Origin of the sequence: Streptomyces sp. NPDC051172 (genome assembly GCF_040682555.1) — a bacterium.
GTDB lineage: Bacteria > Actinomycetota > Actinomycetes > Streptomycetales > Streptomycetaceae > Streptomyces.
In genome coordinates, this window is record NZ_JBFBBE010000128.1 from 5020 (window position 1) to 24661 (window position 19642).

Sequence of the window (19642 nt, forward strand, 5' to 3'; positions counted from 1 at the left end):
CCCGTTTCGGCCTGGACGGCCTCGTCCTCAAACGCCGGACGGGCTGAAAATGCGAACCCCGCCCTCGGCTGCAGGAACACGTACGTCAGGCCGCCCACCAGTCCCGACAACACGAAACTGCAGTCCACCCCGCCCGTCAGCGACAGCAGTGGGCCCTCGTAGGACGGCAGTGACACCCCCAGCAGGCCGAACCCGGCGCCCACCGCCCAGGACACCGTCGCCCGTACGTTCCAGCCCGCCCGGTACCAGTAGATCCCGCCCCGGGCGCGGCGGTTGAACACCTGGAGGGCGTCCGGGTCGTACACCCCGCGGCAGCGTACGAAGCCGATGAGGGTGATGACCGCCCACGGGGTGCCGATGGCCGTCAGGAGGAGGACGAAGGACGTCATCGCCGACTGGGCGTTCCAGGTGTAATGGCCGATGAAGACGCAGGCCGTGGCGACGATCGCGACGGTGTACGTGGCTCGGGCCCGGGATGCGCGCGGCAGGATCGCGTCCAGGTCGAGGCCCATGGAGTACAGCATCAGACCCGCGTTGCCGACCGAGCCCGCGGAGGCGGAGAGCAGGAGCGGGATCAGGTACCAGGCGGGGGACGCCGTCACCAGCGGGCCCGCGTAGTCAGCCGCCGCGCGGGCCGCGTACGCGGTGAAGGTGCCGAAGAGCTGGGGGACCAGCAGGCCCAGGATCAGGCCGAGCCAGGTCGCGTGCAGGACCCGGCGGGAGGAGTGGCGGGCCGGGGAGATGTAGCGGGTGTAGTCGCCGAGCAGGGTGATGAAGGCGATCGGGCCGGACAGGCCCGCGGCCACCGTCGCCAGGAACCAGGTCGGCCAGTAGCCGCCCAGCAGATAGCCGCCGGTCTCCGGGATCGCCGAGGTGGTGAAGTGCGGGGCGTAGGCGATGACGCCCAGCGCCAGCAGCGCAGTCATGCCGATCGCCAGGACCCGGGACATGGCCAGCAGCACCCGGTACCCGTACACCGCGCCCGCGACCGTCGCCCCGGCGAGGACCGCGTAGACCAGGGCGTACGCCACTCCGTCCACCGGCAGCCCGAACAGCCGCCGCAGCACGCCGACCATCACGTCCCCGCCGATCCACACGGTCAGCGCCGTGTAGCCGAGCGCGAGGAGCAGACCGACCACCGAGCCGACCAGCCGGCCGCGCACGCCGAACTGGGCGCCGGAGGAGGTGGAGAGGTTCGTCGCGGTGCGCAGGGAGATCAGCGCCAAGGGCGCCGTCAGAGCCGTGCCCGCCACCGTGCCGACCACGATCGAGCTCAGCGACGACCACCAGTCCAGGCCGAACGACGGCGGCAGCCAGCCGAAGATGATCACGCCCAGACAGAGGTTGGAACCCAGCAGGATCGAGACGAGGTCGCGGGGCCCGCTGGTGCGTTCCTCGTCGGGAATGGTGTCCACTCCGCGCTGTTCCATCGAGATCGGCATAACGGCCCTTTCGGTTGGTTAGAGCGGCACTCAATGTGACCCCTGACGCCTTGGCCGTCAAGACCTTCCCCCAAGGTGCTTGTCTGTTTAGAGTGATGCTCTAAATGGAGGGATGGACATGCGGCTGACACCGACCGAACGCGACCGGCTGCTGCTCTTCGGGGCCGCCGAACTGGCCCGGGCGCGGCGGGCCCGGGGCCTTCGGCTCAACGTGCCGGAGGCCACCGCGCTCATAGCGGACACCGTCTGCGAGGCCGCCCGCGACGGCGCCCGGCTCGCCGAGGCCATCGAGCGCGCCCGGTCCGTCCTCGGTCCGGCCGATGTGCTGCCCGGCGTCGCGGACGTGGTCACCGAGGTGCATGTGGAGGCCGTCTTCGACGACGGTTCGCGGCTCGCGGTGGTGAGTGATCCGATCGGCGGGGGCGGGCTGGGGGAGCAGGCGCCGGGCGCGCTGCTGCCCGGCCCCGAGCATGCCGAGCCCGAGGCGGCCGTGCGGCTGACGGTGACGAACACCGCCACCGTGCCGGTCTCCGTCACCTCGCACTTCCACTTCTTCGAGGCCAACCCGCGCCTCGACTTCGTACGGGAACAGGCCTACGGGATGCGGCTCGCCGTGCCCGCCGGGTCGTCGGTGCGGTTCGGGCCGGGGGAGAGCGTCGAGGTCGGGCTGGTGCCGATCGGGGGCGAGCGGGTCGCGATCGGGTTCGCGGGGCTCGTCGACGGGGCGCTGGACGCGCCGGGGGCGAAGGAAGAGGCCCTGCGCAGGGCCGCCGCCTGCGGCTATCTGGGAGCAGACCGATGAGCAACGATTCCTACGCGAGCATCGACCCCCGTGCGTATGCCGCCACCCACGGGCCCCGCGCCGGCGACCGGGTCCGGCTCGGTGACTCCGGGCTGACCGTCCGCATCGAGTCCGATTCCCAGCAGTACGGCGACGAGTTCCTCGCCGGCTTCGGGAAGACCGCCCGCGACGGGCTGCACCTCAAGGCCGCGGCCGTCCGGGAGACCTGTGACGTCGTCATCAGCAATGTGGTGGTGATCGACGCCGTGCAGGGGATCCGGAAGGTGTCGATCGGCATCCGGGAGGGGCGGATCTGCTCGATCGGGCGCGCCGGGAACCCCGACACCCTCGACGGGGTCGACGTCGTCGTCGGTACGGGCACCTCGATCGTGTCCGGTGAGGGGCTCATCGCCACCGCCGGTGCCGTGGACACGCACGTCCATCTGCTGTCGCCGCGGATCATGGAGGCCTCGCTGGCGTCCGGCGTGACCACGATCATCGGGCAGGAGTTCGGGCCGGTGTGGGGGGTCGGCGTCAACTCGCCGTGGGCGCTGCGGCACGCCTTCAACGCCTTCGACGCCTGGCCGGTCAACATCGGCTTCCTGGGCCGCGGTTCGTCCTCGCACTCCGCGCCCCTGGTGGAGGCGTTGGCCGAGGGCGGCGCGAGCGGCTTCAAGGTGCACGAGGACATGGGCGCCCACACGCGTGCCCTGGACACGGCCTTGCGCGTCGCCGAGGAGCACGACGTCCAAGTGGCCCTGCACAGCGACGGGTTGAACGAGTGCCTGTCGGTGGAGGACACCCTGCGGGTGCTGGAAGGGCGGACCATCCACGCCTTCCACATCGAGGGGTGCGGCGGCGGGCACGTCCCCAACGTCCTGAAGATGGCGGGTGTCCCGAACGTCATCGGCTCCTCGACCAACCCGACCCTCCCCTTCGGGCGGGACGCCGTCGCCGAGCACTACGGCATGATCGTCTCCGTCCACGACCTGAAGACCGACCTGCCCGGCGACGCCGCCATGGCCCGCGACCGCATCCGTGCCGGGACCATGGGCGCCGAGGACGTGCTGCACGACCTGGGCGCGATCGGCATCACCTCGTCCGACGCGCAGGGCATGGGGCGGGCCGGTGAGACCGTCCGCCGCACCTTCGCCATGGCCGGGAAGATGAAGGCCGAGCTCGGCGCCCCGGACGAGCACGACAACGAGCGCGTCCTGCGCTACATGGCCAAGCTGACCATCAACCCGGCGATCGCGCACGGCCTCTCGCACGAGGTCGGGTCGATCGAGGTCGGCAAGCTCGCCGACATCGTGCTGTGGCGGCCGGAGTACTTCGGGGCGAAGCCGCAGCTCGTCCTCAAGTCCGGCTTCCCGGCGTACGGCGTGGTCGGCGACCCGAACGCGGCGACCGACACCTGTGAACCGCTGGCCCTCGGACCGCAGTTCGGGGCGCACGGCGCGACGCCCGCCGAGATCTCCGTCGCCTTCGTCGCCCAAGCTGCCCTGGACCAGGGCAACGACACCATGCCCACCCGGCGCAGAAGGGTCGCCGTGCGCGGCACCCGCGGCATCGGACCGGCCGACCTGCGGCTCAACTCCCGTACCGGAGCGGTGGACGTCGACCAGCGGACCGGTCTGGTCACCCTCGACGGAGAGCCGATCCGCTCGCAGCCGGCCGACTCCGTCTCCCTGAACCGTCTCTACTTTCTGTGACACTTCCGCGAAAAGTGACACACTTTTTGAAAAGGACTGCCTCCATGGCTGCTACTGCCGACGGCTTCCGCATGCCCGCCGAATGGACCCCGCACGAGCGCACCTGGATGGCGTGGCCGGGGCCCAACACGACCTTCGGCGACCCGGAGGACCTCGCCGCCTCGCGCGCCGCCTGGGCGTCGGTCGCCCGTGCGGTCCGCCGCTTCGAGCCGGTGACGGTGGTGTGCGGACCGGGCCAGTCGGCGCAGGCGCGGGAGCTGCTGGGCCCGGACGTCGACACGGTCGAGCGCGAGCTGGACGACGCGTGGATGCGGGACATCGGCCCGACGTTCCTCACGAACGGGCGTGAACTCGCCGCCGTGGACTGGACGTTCAACGGCTGGGGTGCCCAGGGCTGGGCCCGCTGGGAGCACGACGCGAAGATCGCCGCGTATGTCTCGGACCTCGCGGGCGCGAGGACGTACGCCTCGAAGCTGGTCAACGAGGGCGGCGCGATCCACGTCGACGGCGAGGGGACGGTCCTGCTCACGGAGACCGTGCAACTCGGCCCCGAGCGCAACCCGGGCTGGACGAAGCAGCAGGTCGAGGCGGAGATCCACGCCCAGCTCGGCACCCGCAAGGCCATCTGGCTGCCCCGCGGCCTCACCGGCGACTACCCCCCGCACGGCTTCGGCACCCTCGGCCATGTCGACATCGTGGCCGCGTTCGCGCGCCCCGGCGTCGTGGTCGCGCACTCCCAGCCGGACCCGGCGCACCCGGACCACGAGGTGACGAAGGAGGTCATCGGGCTGCTGAGGGCGCAGACGGACGCGCGGGGCCGCAGCCTGGAGGTCGTCGAGGTCCCGGCGCCCACCGTGCTGGAGGCCGACGGCCACTGGGCCGACTACTCCTACATCAACCACTACCTCTGCAACGGCGGCGTCGTGCTCTGCGGCTTCGACGACCCGCGAGACGAGATCGCCGCCGGGATCTTCCGCCGGCTCTTCCCGGAGCGGACGGTGACCCTCGTGGACGCCCGGACGATCTTCGCGGGCGGCGGCGGCATCCACTGCATCACCCAGCAGCAGCCGAAGGTCCGGTGACGGCCCGCGGGGCAGCCCCGTCAGGTAGAACGTACGGGTGAACGTGCTGATCTGTGCCGCCTGTGGAGGCCGGCTGACCGAGCCGGTCCGGCAACTGGACGAGATGCCCGAGTACCCGGACGACGTCCTGGACACGGCCGAGGTGGCCACGTGACCGCCCGGCGCCGCACTCCCGCCCCGCCCCGCGAACAACTCCTCGCCGCTGCCATGGCCATGATCGCCGAGCGCGGTCTGGAGAAGCTCACCATGGCGGCGCTCGGCCGGGAGGTCGGGATGAGCAGCGGGCATCTCCTCTACTACTTCCGCACCAAGGACGAACTGCTGCTGCAGGCCCTGGAGTGGAGCGAGGGCCGGCTGGGCGCCGAGCGCGGACGGCTGCTGGCACACGGCGGCACGGCCCGCGAGCGGCTCGACGCATACGTCGACCTCTACGTACCCGACGGTCACCGCGACCCGCACTGGACCCTCTGGCTGGAGGTCTGGAACCGCTCGCAGAGCGCTGCCGCCGAATCGGCCGCCCGCGACCGGCAGGCCGCCATCGAGGGCGTCTGGCACCGCGACCTGGTGGCGCTGATCGCGGAGGGGGTGTCGCGGGCGGAGTTCCGCCGCGTCGACCCCGACCGGTACGCGACCCGGCTGCGGGCCCTGTTGGACGGCTTCTCCATCCATGTGGCGATCGGCCTGCGCGGCACGGACCGGGCGCAAGTTCTCGGCCATGTACGAGAGTTCCTGGACGAGAGCCTGCTCGCGGACCTGCCGTGATCAGCACAGTGCTCGCATCCTGAGACGGACAGTGAACACGGGGGCGGGTTGTGCCAGACTGCCACCGTGCTCTCGTTCGCCATGATTATTGGCAGCAGGCGCGCCGGTCCGCAGTGACCGCCACGTACGACCAGGTACGGGTGGACACCGTCGTCCTCGACCCGCGCGCAGACCTCTCGCACCCGCGAGGGGTTTTTCGCTTTTCTGGCCCACCTTCAGCCGGGAGCAAAGCGCGAGGGATCATTGAGGACGGTGGAGCCGGTCATTCCGGTAACGACCGTGATCCGACGGGATCCAACAGCAGGAGCCTTGAACACCATGACCGCAACCAGCGAGCTCGACGATTCGTTCCACGTCTTCGACACCACGCTGCGCGACGGCGCGCAGCGCGAGGGAATCAACCTCACCGTCGCGGACAAGCTGGCCATCGCACGGCATCTGGACGACTTCGGCGTGGGCTTCATCGAGGGCGGCTGGCCCGGCGCCAACCCGCGGGACACCGAGTTCTTCGCCCGCGCCCGGCAGGAGATCGACTTCAGGCACGCCCAGCTCGTCGCCTTCGGCGCCACCCGCCGCGCCGGTGCCAAGGCGAGCGAGGACCCGCAGGTCAAGGCGCTCCTGGACTCGGGCGCCGAGGTGATCACCCTGGTCGCGAAGTCCCACGACCGGCATGTGGAGCTGGCCCTGCGGACGACGCTGGACGAGAACCTGGAGATGGTCCGCGACACGGTGTCGTACCTGCGTGAGCAGGGCCGCCGGGTGTTCGTCGACTGCGAGCACTTCTTCGACGGCTACCGCGCCAACCCCGAGTACGCCAAGGCCGTCGTACGGGCCGCCGCCGAAGCCGGGGCCTCCGTGGTGATCCTCTGCGACACCAACGGCGGCATGCTCCCCGCCCAGGTCCAGGCCGTCGTCTCGACCGTCCTCGCCGACACCGGCGCCCGGCTCGGCATCCACGCCCAGGACGACACCGGCTGCGCGGTCGCCAACACCCTCGCCGCCGTCGACGCGGGCGCCACCCACGTCCAGTGCACGGCCAACGGCTACGGCGAGCGCGTCGGCAACGCCAACCTCTTCCCGGTCGTCGCCGCCCTGGAGCTCAAGTACGGCAAGCAGGTCCTGCCCGAGGGTGCGCTGCGCGAGATGACCCGGATCTCGCACGCCATCGCCGAGGTCGTGAACCTCACCCCGTCCACGCACCAGCCGTACGTCGGTGTCTCGGCCTTCGCCCACAAGGCCGGCCTGCACGCCTCCGCGATCAAGGTCGACCCGGACCTCTACCAGCACATCGACCCCGAGCTGGTCGGCAACACCATGCGGATGCTCGTGTCCGACATGGCGGGCCGCGCCTCGATCGAGCTCAAGGGCAAGGAGCTCGGTGTCGACCTGGGCGGCGACCGTGAGCTGGTCGGCCGGGTCGTCGAGCGCGTCAAGGAGCGCGAGCTCAAGGGCTACACCTACGAGGCGGCCGACGCGAGCTTCGAACTGCTCCTGCGCGCCGAGGTCCAGGGCAGGCCGCTGCGCTACTTCGAGGTCGAGTCCTGGCGTGCCATCGTCGAGGACCGCCCCGACGGCACCCACGCCAACGAGGCCACCGTCAAGCTCTACGCCAAGGGCGAGCGCATCGTCGCCACCGCCGAGGGCAACGGCCCGGTCAACGCCCTGGACCGGGCGCTGAGGGTCGCTCTGGAAAAGATCTACCCCCAGCTGGCCAAGCTCGACCTCGTCGACTACAAGGTCCGCATCCTGGAGGGCGTCCACGGCACTCAGTCCACCACCCGGGTCCTCATCTCGACGTCGGACGGCTCCGGCGAGTGGTCCACGGTCGGTGTCGCGGAGAACGTGATCGCCGCGTCCTGGCAGGCGCTTGAGGACGCCTACACGTACGGACTGCTGCGGGCCGGGGTGGAGCCCGCGGAGTAACTCCGTCTCTCGGACGGGGGCCTTCGTCCGGCGAGGGCTCCGCCGTACTGTGTCGCCAACGGAATGCCTGATCAGGCCAGTTGGGGGCTCCTCATGGGAACAGGGACCAGAACCGTGCGCTGGTGGACGTTCGTCGGCCCGGACTCTCGGTGCCCTGCGTCCACGACGGAACCGTCTACGTGGTCGGCCATGACAGCCTGTGGGCCGTCCGCGCGGCCGACGGATTCGTCCGGTGGGACACCGAGATCGGCCACCTCGCCCCTCCCGCCGTGTCCGGTGACACCGTCTATCTCGCGGGCCAGACCAGGTACGGCGGGAACAGGCTCTACGCCGTCGACACCGCCGACGGCCGGGTCCGCTGGCGCAGGCGGACCCCCGTCGTCTCGCTGACGCCGCCCGTCGTCGCGGACGGCCTGGTTCACCACGTCGACGGCGGCCGCCACCTCCGTACCTTCGACGCGGCGACCGGGCGCCGCCGTTGGCGGGTGAAGTACCGGCGCAGCGGCGTGAACTACTCGGGGCCCGTGCCGGCCGACGGCACGCTGTACGTCGTCGACGACAGGGGAACGGTCCGGGCCCTCGACCCGGCCACGGGCGCCGTCCGCTGGCAGCGGTCCACCCCCGTCCGTGGGGCCGTCACGCCCCTGGTCCACGACGGCACCCTGTACCTGGGCGGAAGACTTCACCGCGGGGTGTACGCACTGGACGCCGCCACCGGCGAGCAACGCTGGTCGGTGACGCCTCACCTCGCCCGCGGCGGCTTCGAGAGCACGCCGGCGATCCACGGCGACACCCTCTACATCGCCGACGGTGTGCGTCACCTCCACGCCCTGAACGCGACCACCGGCGAGGCGCGATGGTGCGTCACCGCCGACAGCGACATCCGTTCCTCACCCGTGTTCGTCGACGGAAAGGTGTACTTCGGCACCAGACTCGGGGCGGTGTGCGCGATCAGTGCGGACGACGGCCAGGTCGCCTGGCAGGCGAAGGTGGGCGACAACCTCCGGTCCCTGGTGGTGGCCAACGGTCTCGTCCACGCCTGCAGCGACGACTGCCTCTACACGCTGGACGCGTAGGTGCCGGTTGTTCAGGGGCTGTCGGCCGTCTTGACGGCTTCCTGCGCCACTCGTTAACTCACGAGGTGAACTAAGTCGTTTGTGGGACAAGAGAGTTGAGGGAAGGCCATGCGAAGAACCGCCCTGCTCGTCTCCACCGCCTTGCTCACCGCCCTGTTACCCCTCGCCGTGGCACGGGCGGTCGACGATCCACCCCCGGTCCCCGTCGACCGCTTCGAGGGCGAGGTCCCCTTCGCCTCCCAGCCCGCGGAGGGCATCTTCACCTGGGGCGGCGACAGCGACGATCCGCCCACGCTGCAGCTGACCGCCAGATCCGACGCCCCCGAGGGCGCAAAAGTACTCACCGGCACCTACGACATCAGCGGCTACGGCGGCTTCACCCACGACTACGCCGTCAACGAACCCGCCCACGACTGGTCCGCCCACAAGGGCATCCGCTTCTGGTGGGACGGCCAGGACAACAACAAGAAGATCGCCTTCGAGATCAAGGACGGCGGCGCGAACGGCGAGGCCTCCGAACTCTGGACGACCTCCTTCACCGACGACTTCACCGGCTGGAAACAGGTCGAGATCCCCTTCACGGACTTCGTCTACCGGACCGACTACCAGCCGGTCGGCGGCATCGACCACGTCCTCGGGCTGACCCGGATGTGGGGCTACTCCGTCACCCTCCCGGTCGGCGTCAAGGGCCGATTCGCCATGGACGACGTCGAGTTGTACGGGAAGGCCGATCAATCCCTGCGGGCGAACGTCACGACCGACGCCGCCGTGTACCCGGTGAAGGCGGGCGGTACGGCCGCGGTCCAGGTCACCCTCGCCACCACCGGCTCCGCCCCCGTCGCGGACCCGGTGACCGTCACCTACGAGACCACGGGCGGCACGGCGGACCCCGGCAAGGACTACACACCGGTCTCCGGAACCCTCACCTTCCCCGCCGGTACGGCCTCCGGAGCGACGCGGACCATCCACGTACCGACCCTGCATGACAAGTCGGCCGAGTCCGCGAAGACGATCCCGCTCAAGCTCATGGTCACCGGCGCCAAGCCTCCCGCCGATTCCCCTCAGATCGTCATCGACGCCCACGGACTGCCGTACCTGGACGCCAAGTTGCCGGTCAGGAAGCGGGTCGCCGACCTCGTCTCCCGCATGTCCCTGGCGGAGAAGGCCGGCCAGATGACCCAGGCCGAGCGCGGGGCCGTCGGGGACGGCGGCGACATCGCGACGTACGCTCTCGGCTCGCTCCTGTCCGGCGGCGGCTCCACGCCCACGCCCAACACCCCCGAGGCCTGGGCGAAGATGATCGACGGCTTCCAACTGCGGGCGCAGGCAACCCGGTTCCAGATCCCGCTGATCTACGGAGTCGACGCGGTGCACGGCCACAACAACCTGGTCGGCGCCACGATCATGCCGCACAACATCGGCCTCGGCGCCACCCGCGATCCCCGGCTCGCCGAGAAGACGGGGGCGGTGACCGCGTCCGAGGTCCGCGCCACCGGCATCCCCTGGGACTTCGCGCCCTGCCTCTGTGTCTCCCGCGACGAACGCTGGGGCCGCTCCTACGAGTCCTTCGGCGAGGACCCCGCGCTCGTGCAGAACATGGAGACGGTCATCCAGGGCCTCCAAGGCCCGCCGAACGGACGGAAGTTGAAGGACAACGACAAGGTCCTCGCCACCGCCAAGCACTTCGTCGGCGACGGCGGCACCGAGTACGGCTCGTCCACCACCGGCACGTACACCATCGACCAGGGCGTCACCAAGGTCACCCGGCAGCAGTTGGAGGCCGTCCACCTGGCGCCGTACCGGACGGCCGTCGACCGGGGCATCGGTACGGTCATGCCCTCGTACTCCTCGCTCGACATCCTCGGCGACGGACAGGGCCCGGTGAAGATGCACGCCCGCGCCGACATGATCAGCGGCGTGCTCAAGGGCCGTATGGGCTTCGACGGCTTCGTGATCAGCGACTGGAACGCCATCGACCAGCTCCCCGGCGACTACTCCTCCCACGTGCGTACGTCCGTCGACGCGGGCGTCGACATGATGATGGTGCCGTACTCGTACAAGGACTTCACCGCGCAGCTCGTCGCCGAGGTGCAGGCGGGCCGCATCAGCGAGCGGCGGATCGACGACGCCGTGTCGCGCATCCTCACGCAGAAGTTCCGCCTTGGGCTCTTCGAGAAGCCGTACGCCGACACGAGCGGCGCCGCGGCGATCGGTTCCGCCGCGCACCGGGCCGTCGCGAGGCAGGCGGCCGCCGAGTCACAGGTCCTGCTGAAGAACGCGAACAGCGTGCTGCCCCTGAAGAAGGACCAGAAGGTCTACGTCGCCGGGTCCAACGCCGACGACCTCGGCAACCAGACCGGCGGCTGGACCGTCACCTGGCAGGGCGCGTCCGGCACCCACACCCAGGGCACGACCATCCTCGCCGGAATGCGCAAGGACGGAGACGTCACCTACTCCAAGGACGCCTCCGCGCCCACAGCCGGCTACGACGTCGGCGTGGTCGTCGTGGGCGAGACCCCGTACGCCGAGGGCGTCGGCGACGTCGGCAACGGGCACGATCTGCAGCTCTCCGCCGCCGACCGGGCCGCCGTGGACAAGGTGTGCGCGGCCATGAAGTGCGTGGTGCTGATCGTCTCCGGGCGTCCCCAGCTGATCGGTGACCGGCTCGGTGAGATCGACGGCCTGGTCGCCTCCTGGCTGCCGGGCACGGAGGGCGACGGGGTGGCCGACGTGCTGTACGGCAAACGCCCCTTCACCGGTCAACTCCCGGTCACCTGGCCCAGGTCCGAGGCGCAGCTGCCGATCAACGTCGGTGACACGGCGTACGACCCGCAGTTCCCGTACGGCTGGGGTCTGACGACCCTGACCAAGGTGCCCGAGGGAGGCGCGGTGACGCTGAAGGCGCTCGCGGCGGCCGCCGCCGTCGCCGAGAAGAAGGGCGCGGACGAGACCGGCCGCGCGCTCGTCGCCAAGGCCCGGCTGATCGTCCAGCAGAAGGCGGGCACGACCATCACCGAGGCAGTGGCGAAACCCTTCGCCGACGCGGACCACCTCTCGCTCACCGGACGGTACGGGGCGGCCGTGGAGAAGCTGATCACGGCCTACCGGGCCATCTGAGGAGGACATCAATCGCCTCTTTCACCTGAACGGATGACCAGTTTTGGGAGGCTTCGGGTAGCTTCGAACCATGAAGGCCGTCGTACGGACCCGAAGCCTCCCGGGGCTGCTCCTGGCCCTGCTCGCCGTCCTGACCGTACTGTCGGCGGGCTCCCCGCCGGCCTCCGCCGACACGAGCGTCTCGACGATCGCCGAGTCTCTGCGCAGGAGTCCGGTCTACGTCGACCCGGCGGCGAGCGCCCAGCTGTCGTCCGCCGACGCGCAGGCCCTCGCGAAACAGATCAAGGACGCCGACAAGCCCCTCTTCGTCGCCGTCCTCCCCGCCGGCTACCCCACGACCGACCTCTTCCGGAACCTGCGCACCGCCACCGGTATCACGGGCCTGTACGCGATCCGTCTCGGCGACCGCTTCGACGCGAGGGCCGACTCCTCCGTCCTGCCGCGCACCGCCGTACAGAACCTGGTCAGCAGCGTCCAGGGCGACAAGGCCGCCAGGACCCAGCTGACCGACTTCACGAACAGCGCCGTCACCAACATGGGCGGCTCCGCCCCGTCGAGCTGGGGCTCCTCCTCCGGTGGCGGGGTGTCGTACACCGCGCTGATCACCGCGGGCGCGGTGCTGGTGGCGGGCGGCGCGGGCGCCTACACGCTGGTACGGCGGAGCCGGCGCCGCAGGGCCGCGGAGCAGCAGGCGGCGCTGGACCGGCTGCGGGTCGTGGTCGACGAGGACATCACGGCCTTCGGCGAGGAACTGGACCGCCTCGACTTCCATCCGGCGGAGGCCGGCGCCGACGACGCCATGCGCGCCGACTACGAACGGGCGCTGGACGCCTACGAGCAGGCCAAGTCGGCCATGGCCGAGGCCCGTAGACCCGAGGACGTGCGTGCCGTCACGCAGGCGCTGGAGGACGGCCGTTTCTCGCTGGTCCTGCTCGCCGCCCGCCGCGAGGGCCGTCCGCTGCCCGAACGCCGGCCGCCCTGCTTCTTCGACCCCCGCCACGGCCCGTCCGTCGCCGACGCCGACTGGACGCCCCCGGGCGGCGCCCCGCGCCAGGTCCCCGTCTGCGCGGCCGACGCCACCCGCCTCGCCGACGGCCGCGACCCCGTCGTCCGCGAGGTCGACACCGACCAGGGCCGCCGCCCGTACTGGGACGCGGGCCCGGCCTACGGCCCCTGGGCGGGCGGCTACTTCGGCGGCGGCCTGCTGCCGGGCCTGCTCGTCGGCACCCTGCTGGGCAGCATGATGGCGACACCGTCGTACGCGGCCGACTACGGCACCGGATACGGCGACTTCGGCGGCGGATACGCGGGCGGAGACACCTCCGGCGCGGACTTCGACCCCGGTGACTTCGGGGGCGGCTTCGGCGACGGCGGGGGAGGGGACTTCGGAGGCGGCGGGGACTTCGGCGGAGGGTTCTGAGGCAACCCCCTGCGCAGGGGCGGTTCAGGCCTCGTCCGCCAGCCGCTCCATCACCGCCGCCGCCAGCTCCAGCAGGCCCCGCTCGGTCGGGCTCAGCGACGCCAGCGCATGCGACAGCCAGGCGTCCCGCTCGGCCATGTCCCGGTCCAGCGCACGTCGGCCCGCCTCGGTCAGCGACAGCACGGACTGCCGCCGGTCGACCGTGCCGGGCTCCCGCAGGATCAGTCCTTCCGCCTCCAGTTCCGCGAAGACCCGGGTCAGCGACTGCGGCCGCTGCCGCTCGGCCGCCGCGACCTCGCCGGGGGTGGCCGTTCCGTTCCGGTGCAGGTGGCCGAGCACCAACAGCTGGTTGGCGCTGAGACTCCCGTCGCCGCGCTCCTGCCGCAGCCGACGGTTGAGACGCATGACGCCACGGCGGACGCGGGCGGCTTCGGTGAGAGGGTCCATGACCATAATCGTACGCGACTACTTACTATCAGGAGGCGGCGGATACCCTTGGATGCCCTTAGTATCGGACGAGTGACCGCAAAACTGATACGCAACGCGTACGAAGCGGCTTTGACGATGACCGCGATGCTGCTCTGCTGGGCCGCCGCCCTCGTGCTGGAGGGCGCCGCCGGGCTGCACACCGACGTGCTCGTCCTCGCGGTGGCCCTGTCGCTCACCCTGTCCTCGACCCAGCGCACCGCGGACACCCGCCGTCGCCTCACCGCGCTCGTGGTGCTGCCCGTGACGGTGGGTGCGTCGATCTTCCTCGGCCGCCTGATCGCCGCCCACTACGTGATCGGGGCCGCCGTCTTCACCGCGGGCATCTCGCTGGCCATCTGGATCCGCCGCTGCGGCCCGGCCGCCGCGAAGGCCGGCACCCTGCTGACCCTCCCGCTCATCGCCCTGCTCGTCGTCCCGGGCCCCGCACTGCCACCCGAGGCGCAGAGCGGGCTGGTGACCTGGTTCTGGGCGGCGCTGATCGGGGCGCTGGCGTGCTGTTCGGTCTGGCTGGTGCAGGGGCTGGGGGACCGGTACGGGCCCTGGCGCGCCGAGCCGGTCCCCGAGCAGCCGCCGCGCCGCTCCCGTCTCCACCCCCGCCCGAGCACACGCATGGCTCTGCAGATGGCGGCCGGCGTCGCCACCGCCTTCGCCCTGGGCCGCCTGCTCTTCGACGACCACTGGCCCTGGGTGGTCCTCACCGCGTACGTCGCAGCCAGCGGCAACCGCGGCCGGAACGACGTGCTGCGCAAGGGGGTCGAGCGTCTCGCCGGGGCCTGCGTCGGCACGCTGCTGGCTACGGGCGTGGCGACGGCCGGCGTCACCGGCCATGCCTGCGTGGCCCTGATGTTCGCCGTCCTCGCGGTCGCACTGTGGCTGCGCCCGCTCAGCTACGCCTACTGGGCGGCAGGCATGACCTGCGCCCTCTCCCTCCTCCTCGGCTACTTCGGCCAGAACGCCCAACACCTGCTGCCGACCCGCCTGGAGGGCATCGCCGTCGGCGCGGTGCTCTCGGTGGCATCGGCGTGGTGGCTGCTGCCGGTGCCGCGGAGGCGGGCGACGGCGGCACAGTCTGCTCCGACCGATGTCCAACGGCCGCACGCGCTCCTACCCTTGGGGAGTGTGGACCGCGCCCGATGGGGACGAACGGGAACTCGTCGAGGGCTTCGGCGACGATCGGCCGCTGCTCGGTGAGCGGTGGCGGGCGTTGTCGCGCCGGGTCCGGGTGACGGTCCTCGGGGCGGTCTGCGCGGTCCTGCTGGGCGTGCTTGTCGGATACGTCGTCGCCACGCGCCCGCCGCCCGACCCGGTCGCCGCCACCAGTGTCCGGATCACCGCTGTGGAGACACCGCAGCGATACACCCTGGACCTAGGCATCACCCTGCGCGTCGCCTCCGCCTCTCCCGTCACCCTCACGGGAACGAGGCAGGGCTACGACGGCTTCCTGCAGACCCTGCCCGTACCCGGCGCCGCGCTCCTGCCCGGTCAGGTCCGCATCCTGCACACCCGCCTGAACGTCTACTGCCAGCTGCCCCTGCCACAGCCGGGAACGCCGCTGCTGTTCGTGACCGTGCGCAACGCCCGCCGCGAGGGCCGGGCACCGGTCGTGCCCACCACGGCGCAACTCGCCGGCATCGACCGCGCCGTGCAGCAGATCTGCCGGCGGTGACCACCGCCCTACAGTGGAAGAACCGGCACGGGGGACCCCCACCCCAGGAGGACGCGATGTTGCGGCACACACGACTGGCCGGGGAAACCGCGGAGTACCTCGCCGCCCGCGAAGAGCTGCGCCTGGCCGAGATCGAGCTCATGCGCCGGCGGGAGGAGGTCGCCGCTCGGCGCCGCGCGCTGCCGCCCGGGCCGCCCGTCGACGACTACACCTTCCTCGAAGGCCCCGCCGAGCTCGACGCCGGCGACACCCCGGTGCGTGAGGTCAGGCTGAGCGAGCTGTTCAGCACTCCCGAACGCCCGCTGATCGTCTACCAGTTCATGTACGGCAAGAAGCAGACCGACCCCTGCCCGATGTGCACCCTGTGGATCGACGGCTTCAGCGGCGTAGCCCACCACGTCACCCGGAACGCCGACTTCGTCGTAGCGGCTGCCGCGGACCCGCCCGTCCTGCGCCGGCACGCCCGCAACCGCGGCTGGCACGGGCTGCGCCTGCTCAGCTGCGGCGACAGCACGTTCAAGTACGACACCGGCAGTGAGGACGAGGACGGCGAGCAGGACTCCACCGTCTCGGTCTTCACCCGCGACGACGACGGCACCGTCCGCCACTTCTACTCCGCCCACCCCCGCATGGCCGACGACATCAAGGAACGAGGCATCGACCTCCTGGCCCCGGTGTGGCACCTCCTGGACCTCACCCCGCGGGGGCGCGGCGACTGGTACCCGAGCATCGAGTACTGACCCCGCGCCCCCGGCTCCGCTTCAGGCGCCGGAATCAGGCGTTCTTGATCGCCGAGATGTCGAAGTTCAGCTTGATCTTGTCGGAGACCAGCACCCCACCCGTCTCCAGCGCCGCGTTCCACGTCAGCCCCCACTCGGAGCGCAGGATCTCCGCCTTGCCCTCGAAGCCCACGCGCTCGTTGCCGAACGGGTCCTTCGCGGCGCCGTTGAACTCGAGGTCGATGGTGAGAGGCTTGGTGGTGCCGAGGATGGTGAGGTCGCCGGTGATGCGGTAGTCCTCACCGCCGAGCGCCTCCGCCGAGGTCGAGCGGAAGGTCATCGTCGGGAACTCGTCGATCTTGAAGAAGTCCGCGCCCTTCAGGTGACCGTCACGGTCGGCCGACCCCGTGTCGATGCTCTCCATCTTGACGTCGATGGAGGCCGACGACGCGGACGGGTTGGCGCCGTCCAGGTGCAGTGACCCGCTGAAGTCGAGGAACTTGCCCTTGACGTTGGTGACCATCGCGTGGCGGACGGTGAAGCCGATGGTGGAGTGGGCCGTGTCGATCGCGTAGTCGCCGGTCAGTGCGGTCAGGTCGGGGTTCGCCATGACTGTGCTCCCTTGGTGAGTATGTTGAACGTTGAACTACTCAACGGAAACGACCGTAGACCTATTCCCTGCGCGTTTCAACGTCATCCGCAAAGTGTTGGCGTGGTTACGCTGAGGTGGTAGATGCCCAGGGCATGACCACACACCGCAGGGGCTCCATGGGACCCACCCGCAGAACCGTCTTACTCGCGGCCGCCCTCCTGGCCACGGCCGCACCGCCCGCCCGCGCCGCCGTCCCCGACCCCTACGCCGCCCTCCGCCGCCGCTGGCTCGACCTCGCCCTCGGCACCGGCTACGACCCCACCGCGGAGCCGTACGCCTCCCGGCTCGCGGAAACCGGCGAACTCGCCCGCGCCGCCCGGACCACCATGGCCCCGACCCCCACCTCCCTGTGGCCCGGCTGCCCCTACGACCCGCCCTCCGGCATCACCCAGAGCTACGGCCGCCTGTGGACCATGACCCAGGCCTACGTCCAGCAGGGCACCGGCTCGACCGGCGACCCTGCCCTCCTCGCGGCCGTCCTGCGCGGCCTCGACCACCTCTCCGCGACGATCTACAACCCCTCCACCACCCGCTACGGCAACTGGTGGGAATGGCAGATCGGCAGCCCCCGCCTGCTGATGGACATCACGGCCGTCCTCCACGACGACCTCACCGAGGCCCAGCGGACAGCGGCCTGCGCCGCCGTGGACCACTTCATCCCCGACGCGATGCTCACCGACTACTCCGGCACCTCCACCGGCGCCAACCGCGTAGACCTCTGCCGCTCGGTCGCCCTTCGCGGCATCCTGGGCCGCGCGGACGCCAAGCTCGCCCTCGCCCGCGACGCCCTCTCCCCGGTCTTCCCTTACGTCACCAAGGGGGACGGGCTGTACGCGGACGGCTCGTTCGTCCAGCACACCTGGGTCGCGTACTCGGGGACGTACGGACAGGTCATGCTCGATGGTCTCGGCCGCCTCTTCACGCTCCTCGCGGGATCGGCGTGGGAGGTGACCGATCCCAACCGGCAGATCGTGCTCGACAGCGTCGAGCACGCCTACGCGCCCCTGATCCACGACGGGTTGGTGATGGACGGCGTCAACGGCCGTGCGATCAGCCGCGGTTACCTCAAGAGCGACGATCGCCAGGTCATGCGCAGCGACCACTTCCACGGGCAGGGCATCATCGCCGCCATCGCCCTGCTGGCCGGCGGGGCGAGCGCGGCGGAACGGGACCGCTGGTACGCGTACATCAAGGGCTGGATCGAACGGGACACCGTGACACCGACCCTGACGGCGCGTCAGTTCGATGTCGCCGACCTGGCCCGGCTGCACTCGGTCGCCGACGCACCGGTGCCGGCCGCGCCCGAACCCGCCGGCCACCGGCTCTTCCCGGCGATGGACCGCGCCGTCCACCGCGGCTCGGGCTTCACGGCGGGCATCGCCATGTGCAGCGACCGCATCGCGTACTACGAGTGCGGCAACGGCGAGAACCCGCGCGGCTGGCACACGGGCGCCGGAATGCTCTACTGGTGGCCTGCCGGCCGCAGCGACCAGTACACGGACTGGTTCTGGCCGACGGTCGACTGGTACCGCCTCCCGGGCACCACTGTCTCCACCCTTCCCCTGCCCGACAAGGCGGGCGGCGAGTGGGGCGCGCCCAAGCCGGACGTGCGCTGGGTCGGCGGCACGACGGACGGCGAGTACGCGGCCGTCGGCCAGCACCTCAAGGGCCTCGGCTCGACGCTTCAGGCCCGCAAGTCGTGGTTCTGCGGCACGGACGCAATGATCTGCCTCGGCGCGGGCATCACCTGCACCGACGGCGTTCCGGTCGAGACCGTCGTGGACAACCGCAACCTGGGGGAGGGCGGCACGCAGGAGTTCGTACGGGGGAGGGGCTGGGCCCATCTGGAGGGCCACGGCGGCTGGGTCGTCCCCGGCGGCGAACTGCACACCCTCCGCGAGGACCGCACCGGCGCCTGGTCGGACATCAACACCACCAGCACCACCCAGCGGGCCACGCGCCGCTGGCAGACCCTCTGGCTCGACCACGGCACGGACCCGGCCGACGCCGGCTATGTCTACGTCCTCATGCCCGGCGCCTCCCGCCGAGCCGTCGCCTCCCGCGCCGCCGACCGCCACTGGCTGTCGATCCTCGTCAACGACAGCACCCGCCAGGCCGTCCACGTCCCGTCCCTCGGCCTGACGGCCGCCAACTTCTGGGCGCCCGGCACGGCGGGCCCGCTGACCGCCTCCGCGGCTTCGAGCGTCCTCGTACGCCGTCACCGCCGCACCGCTACCCTCTGCGTGAGCGAGCCCCCCCGAACGGGTGAGCCGTTCGAGATCACCTGGAACCATCCGGCACGCGGGGTGGTGTGGGCCGACGACACCGTCGAGGTCCTCGGTACAGGCCGCCGTACGACCCTCCGGATTACCCCAGGCGTGTCATGTGCGACTCATCGATGTGAGCTGACTCTCAGCTGACTGCTTTGTGTGACCCCTACAAGCCGCACGCCCTCTGAGCAGTCGGAAGGCCTGCATGCCGCCAGGGTTCTGTTCAGTGGCACCAGGAAAACGGGCCGGAGACTGTACGGAGTCGACGGCTCGCTTTCTCGGGTGGGCTTCGTAAGGTCACTACATGACCGTTTTGGATGAGGCGCCGGGTGAGCCGACGGACGCGCGCGGGCGAGTGGCCGAACTGCACGAGATTCGTGCGCAGGCGCTGGCCGGCCCGAGCGAGAAGGCGACCGAGGCGCAGCACGCCAAGGGCAAGCTGACCGGCCGGGAGCGCATCGAGCTGCTCCTCGACCCGGGCTCCTTCCAGGAGGTCGAGCAGCTGCGTCGCCATCGCGCGGTCGGCTTCGG

Annotated in this window: 16 protein-coding genes; 13 read left to right on the forward strand and 3 right to left on the reverse strand. The window is 70.9% G+C overall.

Annotation, left to right across the window (positions count from 1 at the left end; genetic code table 11):
• A partial coding sequence (locus AB0N07_RS42545; protein WP_365844820.1) for a cytosine permease occupies positions 1-1442 on the reverse strand: 1442 nt, incomplete at its 3' end.
• Positions 1443-1560: 118 nt separating this feature from the next.
• Between AB0N07_RS42545 and ureA the strand changes: the two genes are divergently transcribed.
• The 8 genes from ureA to AB0N07_RS42585 all read left to right on the forward strand — a co-directional run bounded on the left by ureA (position 1561) and on the right by AB0N07_RS42585 (position 13315).
• The gene (gene ureA, locus AB0N07_RS42550) at positions 1561-2244 is read left to right on the forward strand and encodes an urease subunit gamma (protein WP_365844822.1); all 684 of its coding nucleotides are present in this window, start codon (positions 1561-1563) and stop codon (positions 2242-2244) included.
• Positions 2241-3935, forward strand: coding sequence for an urease subunit alpha (locus tag AB0N07_RS42555; RefSeq protein WP_365844824.1), 1695 nt, complete (start codon positions 2241-2243; stop codon positions 3933-3935). Before ureA ends, AB0N07_RS42555 begins: the two co-directional genes overlap by 4 nt.
• 44 nt (positions 3936-3979) lie before the next feature.
• A complete protein-coding gene (locus AB0N07_RS42560; RefSeq protein WP_365844827.1) occupies positions 3980-5017 on the forward strand; it encodes an agmatine deiminase family protein in 1038 nt (345 codons plus the stop codon).
• 150 nt (positions 5018-5167) lie between these two features.
• Positions 5168-5779, forward strand: a complete 612-nt coding sequence (locus AB0N07_RS42565; protein ID WP_365844829.1) for a TetR/AcrR family transcriptional regulator — start codon at positions 5168-5170, stop codon at positions 5777-5779.
• A 318-nt stretch (positions 5780-6097) separates the two neighbouring features.
• A complete protein-coding gene (gene cimA / locus AB0N07_RS42570) occupies positions 6098-7702 on the forward strand; it encodes a citramalate synthase (protein WP_365844831.1) in 1605 nt (534 codons plus the stop codon).
• 122 nt (positions 7703-7824) lie between these two features.
• Positions 7825-8778 carry a PQQ-binding-like beta-propeller repeat protein gene (locus AB0N07_RS42575; protein WP_365844833.1) on the forward strand — a complete coding sequence of 318 codons (954 nt, stop codon included), beginning with the start codon at positions 7825-7827 and terminating at the stop codon, positions 8776-8778.
• A gap of 108 nt (positions 8779-8886) precedes the next feature.
• Positions 8887-11895: a glycoside hydrolase family 3 N-terminal domain-containing protein gene (locus AB0N07_RS42580; RefSeq protein WP_365844835.1), complete on the forward strand. Its 3009-nt coding sequence runs from the start codon at positions 8887-8889 to the stop codon at positions 11893-11895.
• 70 nt (positions 11896-11965) lie between these two features.
• Positions 11966-13315, forward strand: coding sequence for a hypothetical protein (locus tag AB0N07_RS42585; RefSeq protein WP_365844837.1), 1350 nt, complete (start codon positions 11966-11968; stop codon positions 13313-13315).
• A gap of 24 nt (positions 13316-13339) precedes the next feature.
• On the opposite strand, the gene AB0N07_RS42590 is transcribed toward AB0N07_RS42585, so the two are convergent.
• Positions 13340-13762: a MarR family transcriptional regulator gene (locus tag AB0N07_RS42590; protein ID WP_365844839.1), complete on the reverse strand. Its 423-nt coding sequence runs from the start codon at positions 13760-13762 to the stop codon at positions 13340-13342.
• Positions 13763-13834: 72 nt separating this feature from the next.
• Between AB0N07_RS42590 and AB0N07_RS42595 the strand changes: the two genes are divergently transcribed.
• Genes AB0N07_RS42595 through AB0N07_RS42605 form a run of 3 tightly spaced genes read left to right on the forward strand, consistent with a single transcriptional unit; the run spans position 13835 to position 16210 of the window.
• Positions 13835-14995: an FUSC family protein gene (locus tag AB0N07_RS42595; protein ID WP_365844841.1), complete on the forward strand. Its 1161-nt coding sequence runs from the start codon at positions 13835-13837 to the stop codon at positions 14993-14995.
• Positions 14922-15470 (forward strand): hypothetical protein, encoded by a 549-nt coding sequence (locus tag AB0N07_RS42600; RefSeq protein WP_365844843.1) that lies wholly within the window; start codon positions 14922-14924, stop codon positions 15468-15470. The genes AB0N07_RS42595 and AB0N07_RS42600 overlap by 74 nt, the downstream gene beginning before the upstream one ends.
• 56 nt (positions 15471-15526) lie before the next feature.
• Positions 15527-16210, forward strand: a complete 684-nt coding sequence (locus tag AB0N07_RS42605) for a DUF899 family protein (protein WP_365844844.1) — start codon at positions 15527-15529, stop codon at positions 16208-16210.
• A 34-nt stretch (positions 16211-16244) separates the two neighbouring features.
• Here the strand turns inward: AB0N07_RS42605 and AB0N07_RS42610 are convergent, their stop codons facing one another.
• The gene (locus tag AB0N07_RS42610; RefSeq protein ID WP_365844846.1) at positions 16245-16799 is read right to left on the reverse strand and encodes a YceI family protein; all 555 of its coding nucleotides are present in this window, start codon (positions 16797-16799) and stop codon (positions 16245-16247) included.
• 158 nt (positions 16800-16957) lie between these two features.
• Here AB0N07_RS42610 and AB0N07_RS42615 point away from each other — a divergent pair, with 158 nt between their 5' ends.
• A complete protein-coding gene (locus AB0N07_RS42615) occupies positions 16958-19261 on the forward strand; it encodes a polysaccharide lyase 8 family protein (protein ID WP_365844850.1) in 2304 nt (767 codons plus the stop codon).
• 154 nt (positions 19262-19415) lie between these two features.
• Positions 19416-19642 (forward strand): carboxyl transferase domain-containing protein (locus tag AB0N07_RS42620; RefSeq protein ID WP_365844848.1); only part of this gene is annotated, 227 nt, incomplete at its 3' end.

Bases quoted from the DNA above. Each gene is read 5' to 3' on its own strand.
- ureA (WP_365844822.1), top strand. From the start codon at position 1,561: ATGCGGCTGACACCGACCGAACGCGACCGGCTGCTGCTCTTCGGGGCC.
- AB0N07_RS42555 (WP_365844824.1), top strand. From the start codon at position 2,241: ATGAGCAACGATTCCTACGCGAGCATCGACCCCCGTGCGTATGCCGCC.
- AB0N07_RS42560 (WP_365844827.1), top strand. From the start codon at position 3,980: ATGGCTGCTACTGCCGACGGCTTCCGCATGCCCGCCGAATGGACCCCG.
- cimA (WP_365844831.1), top strand. From the start codon at position 6,098: ATGACCGCAACCAGCGAGCTCGACGATTCGTTCCACGTCTTCGACACC.
- AB0N07_RS42580 (WP_365844835.1), top strand. From the start codon at position 8,887: ATGCGAAGAACCGCCCTGCTCGTCTCCACCGCCTTGCTCACCGCCCTG.
- AB0N07_RS42585 (WP_365844837.1), top strand. From the start codon at position 11,966: ATGAAGGCCGTCGTACGGACCCGAAGCCTCCCGGGGCTGCTCCTGGCC.
- AB0N07_RS42590 (WP_365844839.1), bottom strand. From the start codon at position 13,762: ATGGACCCTCTCACCGAAGCCGCCCGCGTCCGCCGTGGCGTCATGCGT.
- AB0N07_RS42605 (WP_365844844.1), top strand. From the start codon at position 15,527: ATGTTGCGGCACACACGACTGGCCGGGGAAACCGCGGAGTACCTCGCC.
- AB0N07_RS42610 (WP_365844846.1), bottom strand. From the start codon at position 16,799: ATGGCGAACCCCGACCTGACCGCACTGACCGGCGACTACGCGATCGAC.
- AB0N07_RS42615 (WP_365844850.1), top strand. From the start codon at position 16,958: ATGGGACCCACCCGCAGAACCGTCTTACTCGCGGCCGCCCTCCTGGCC.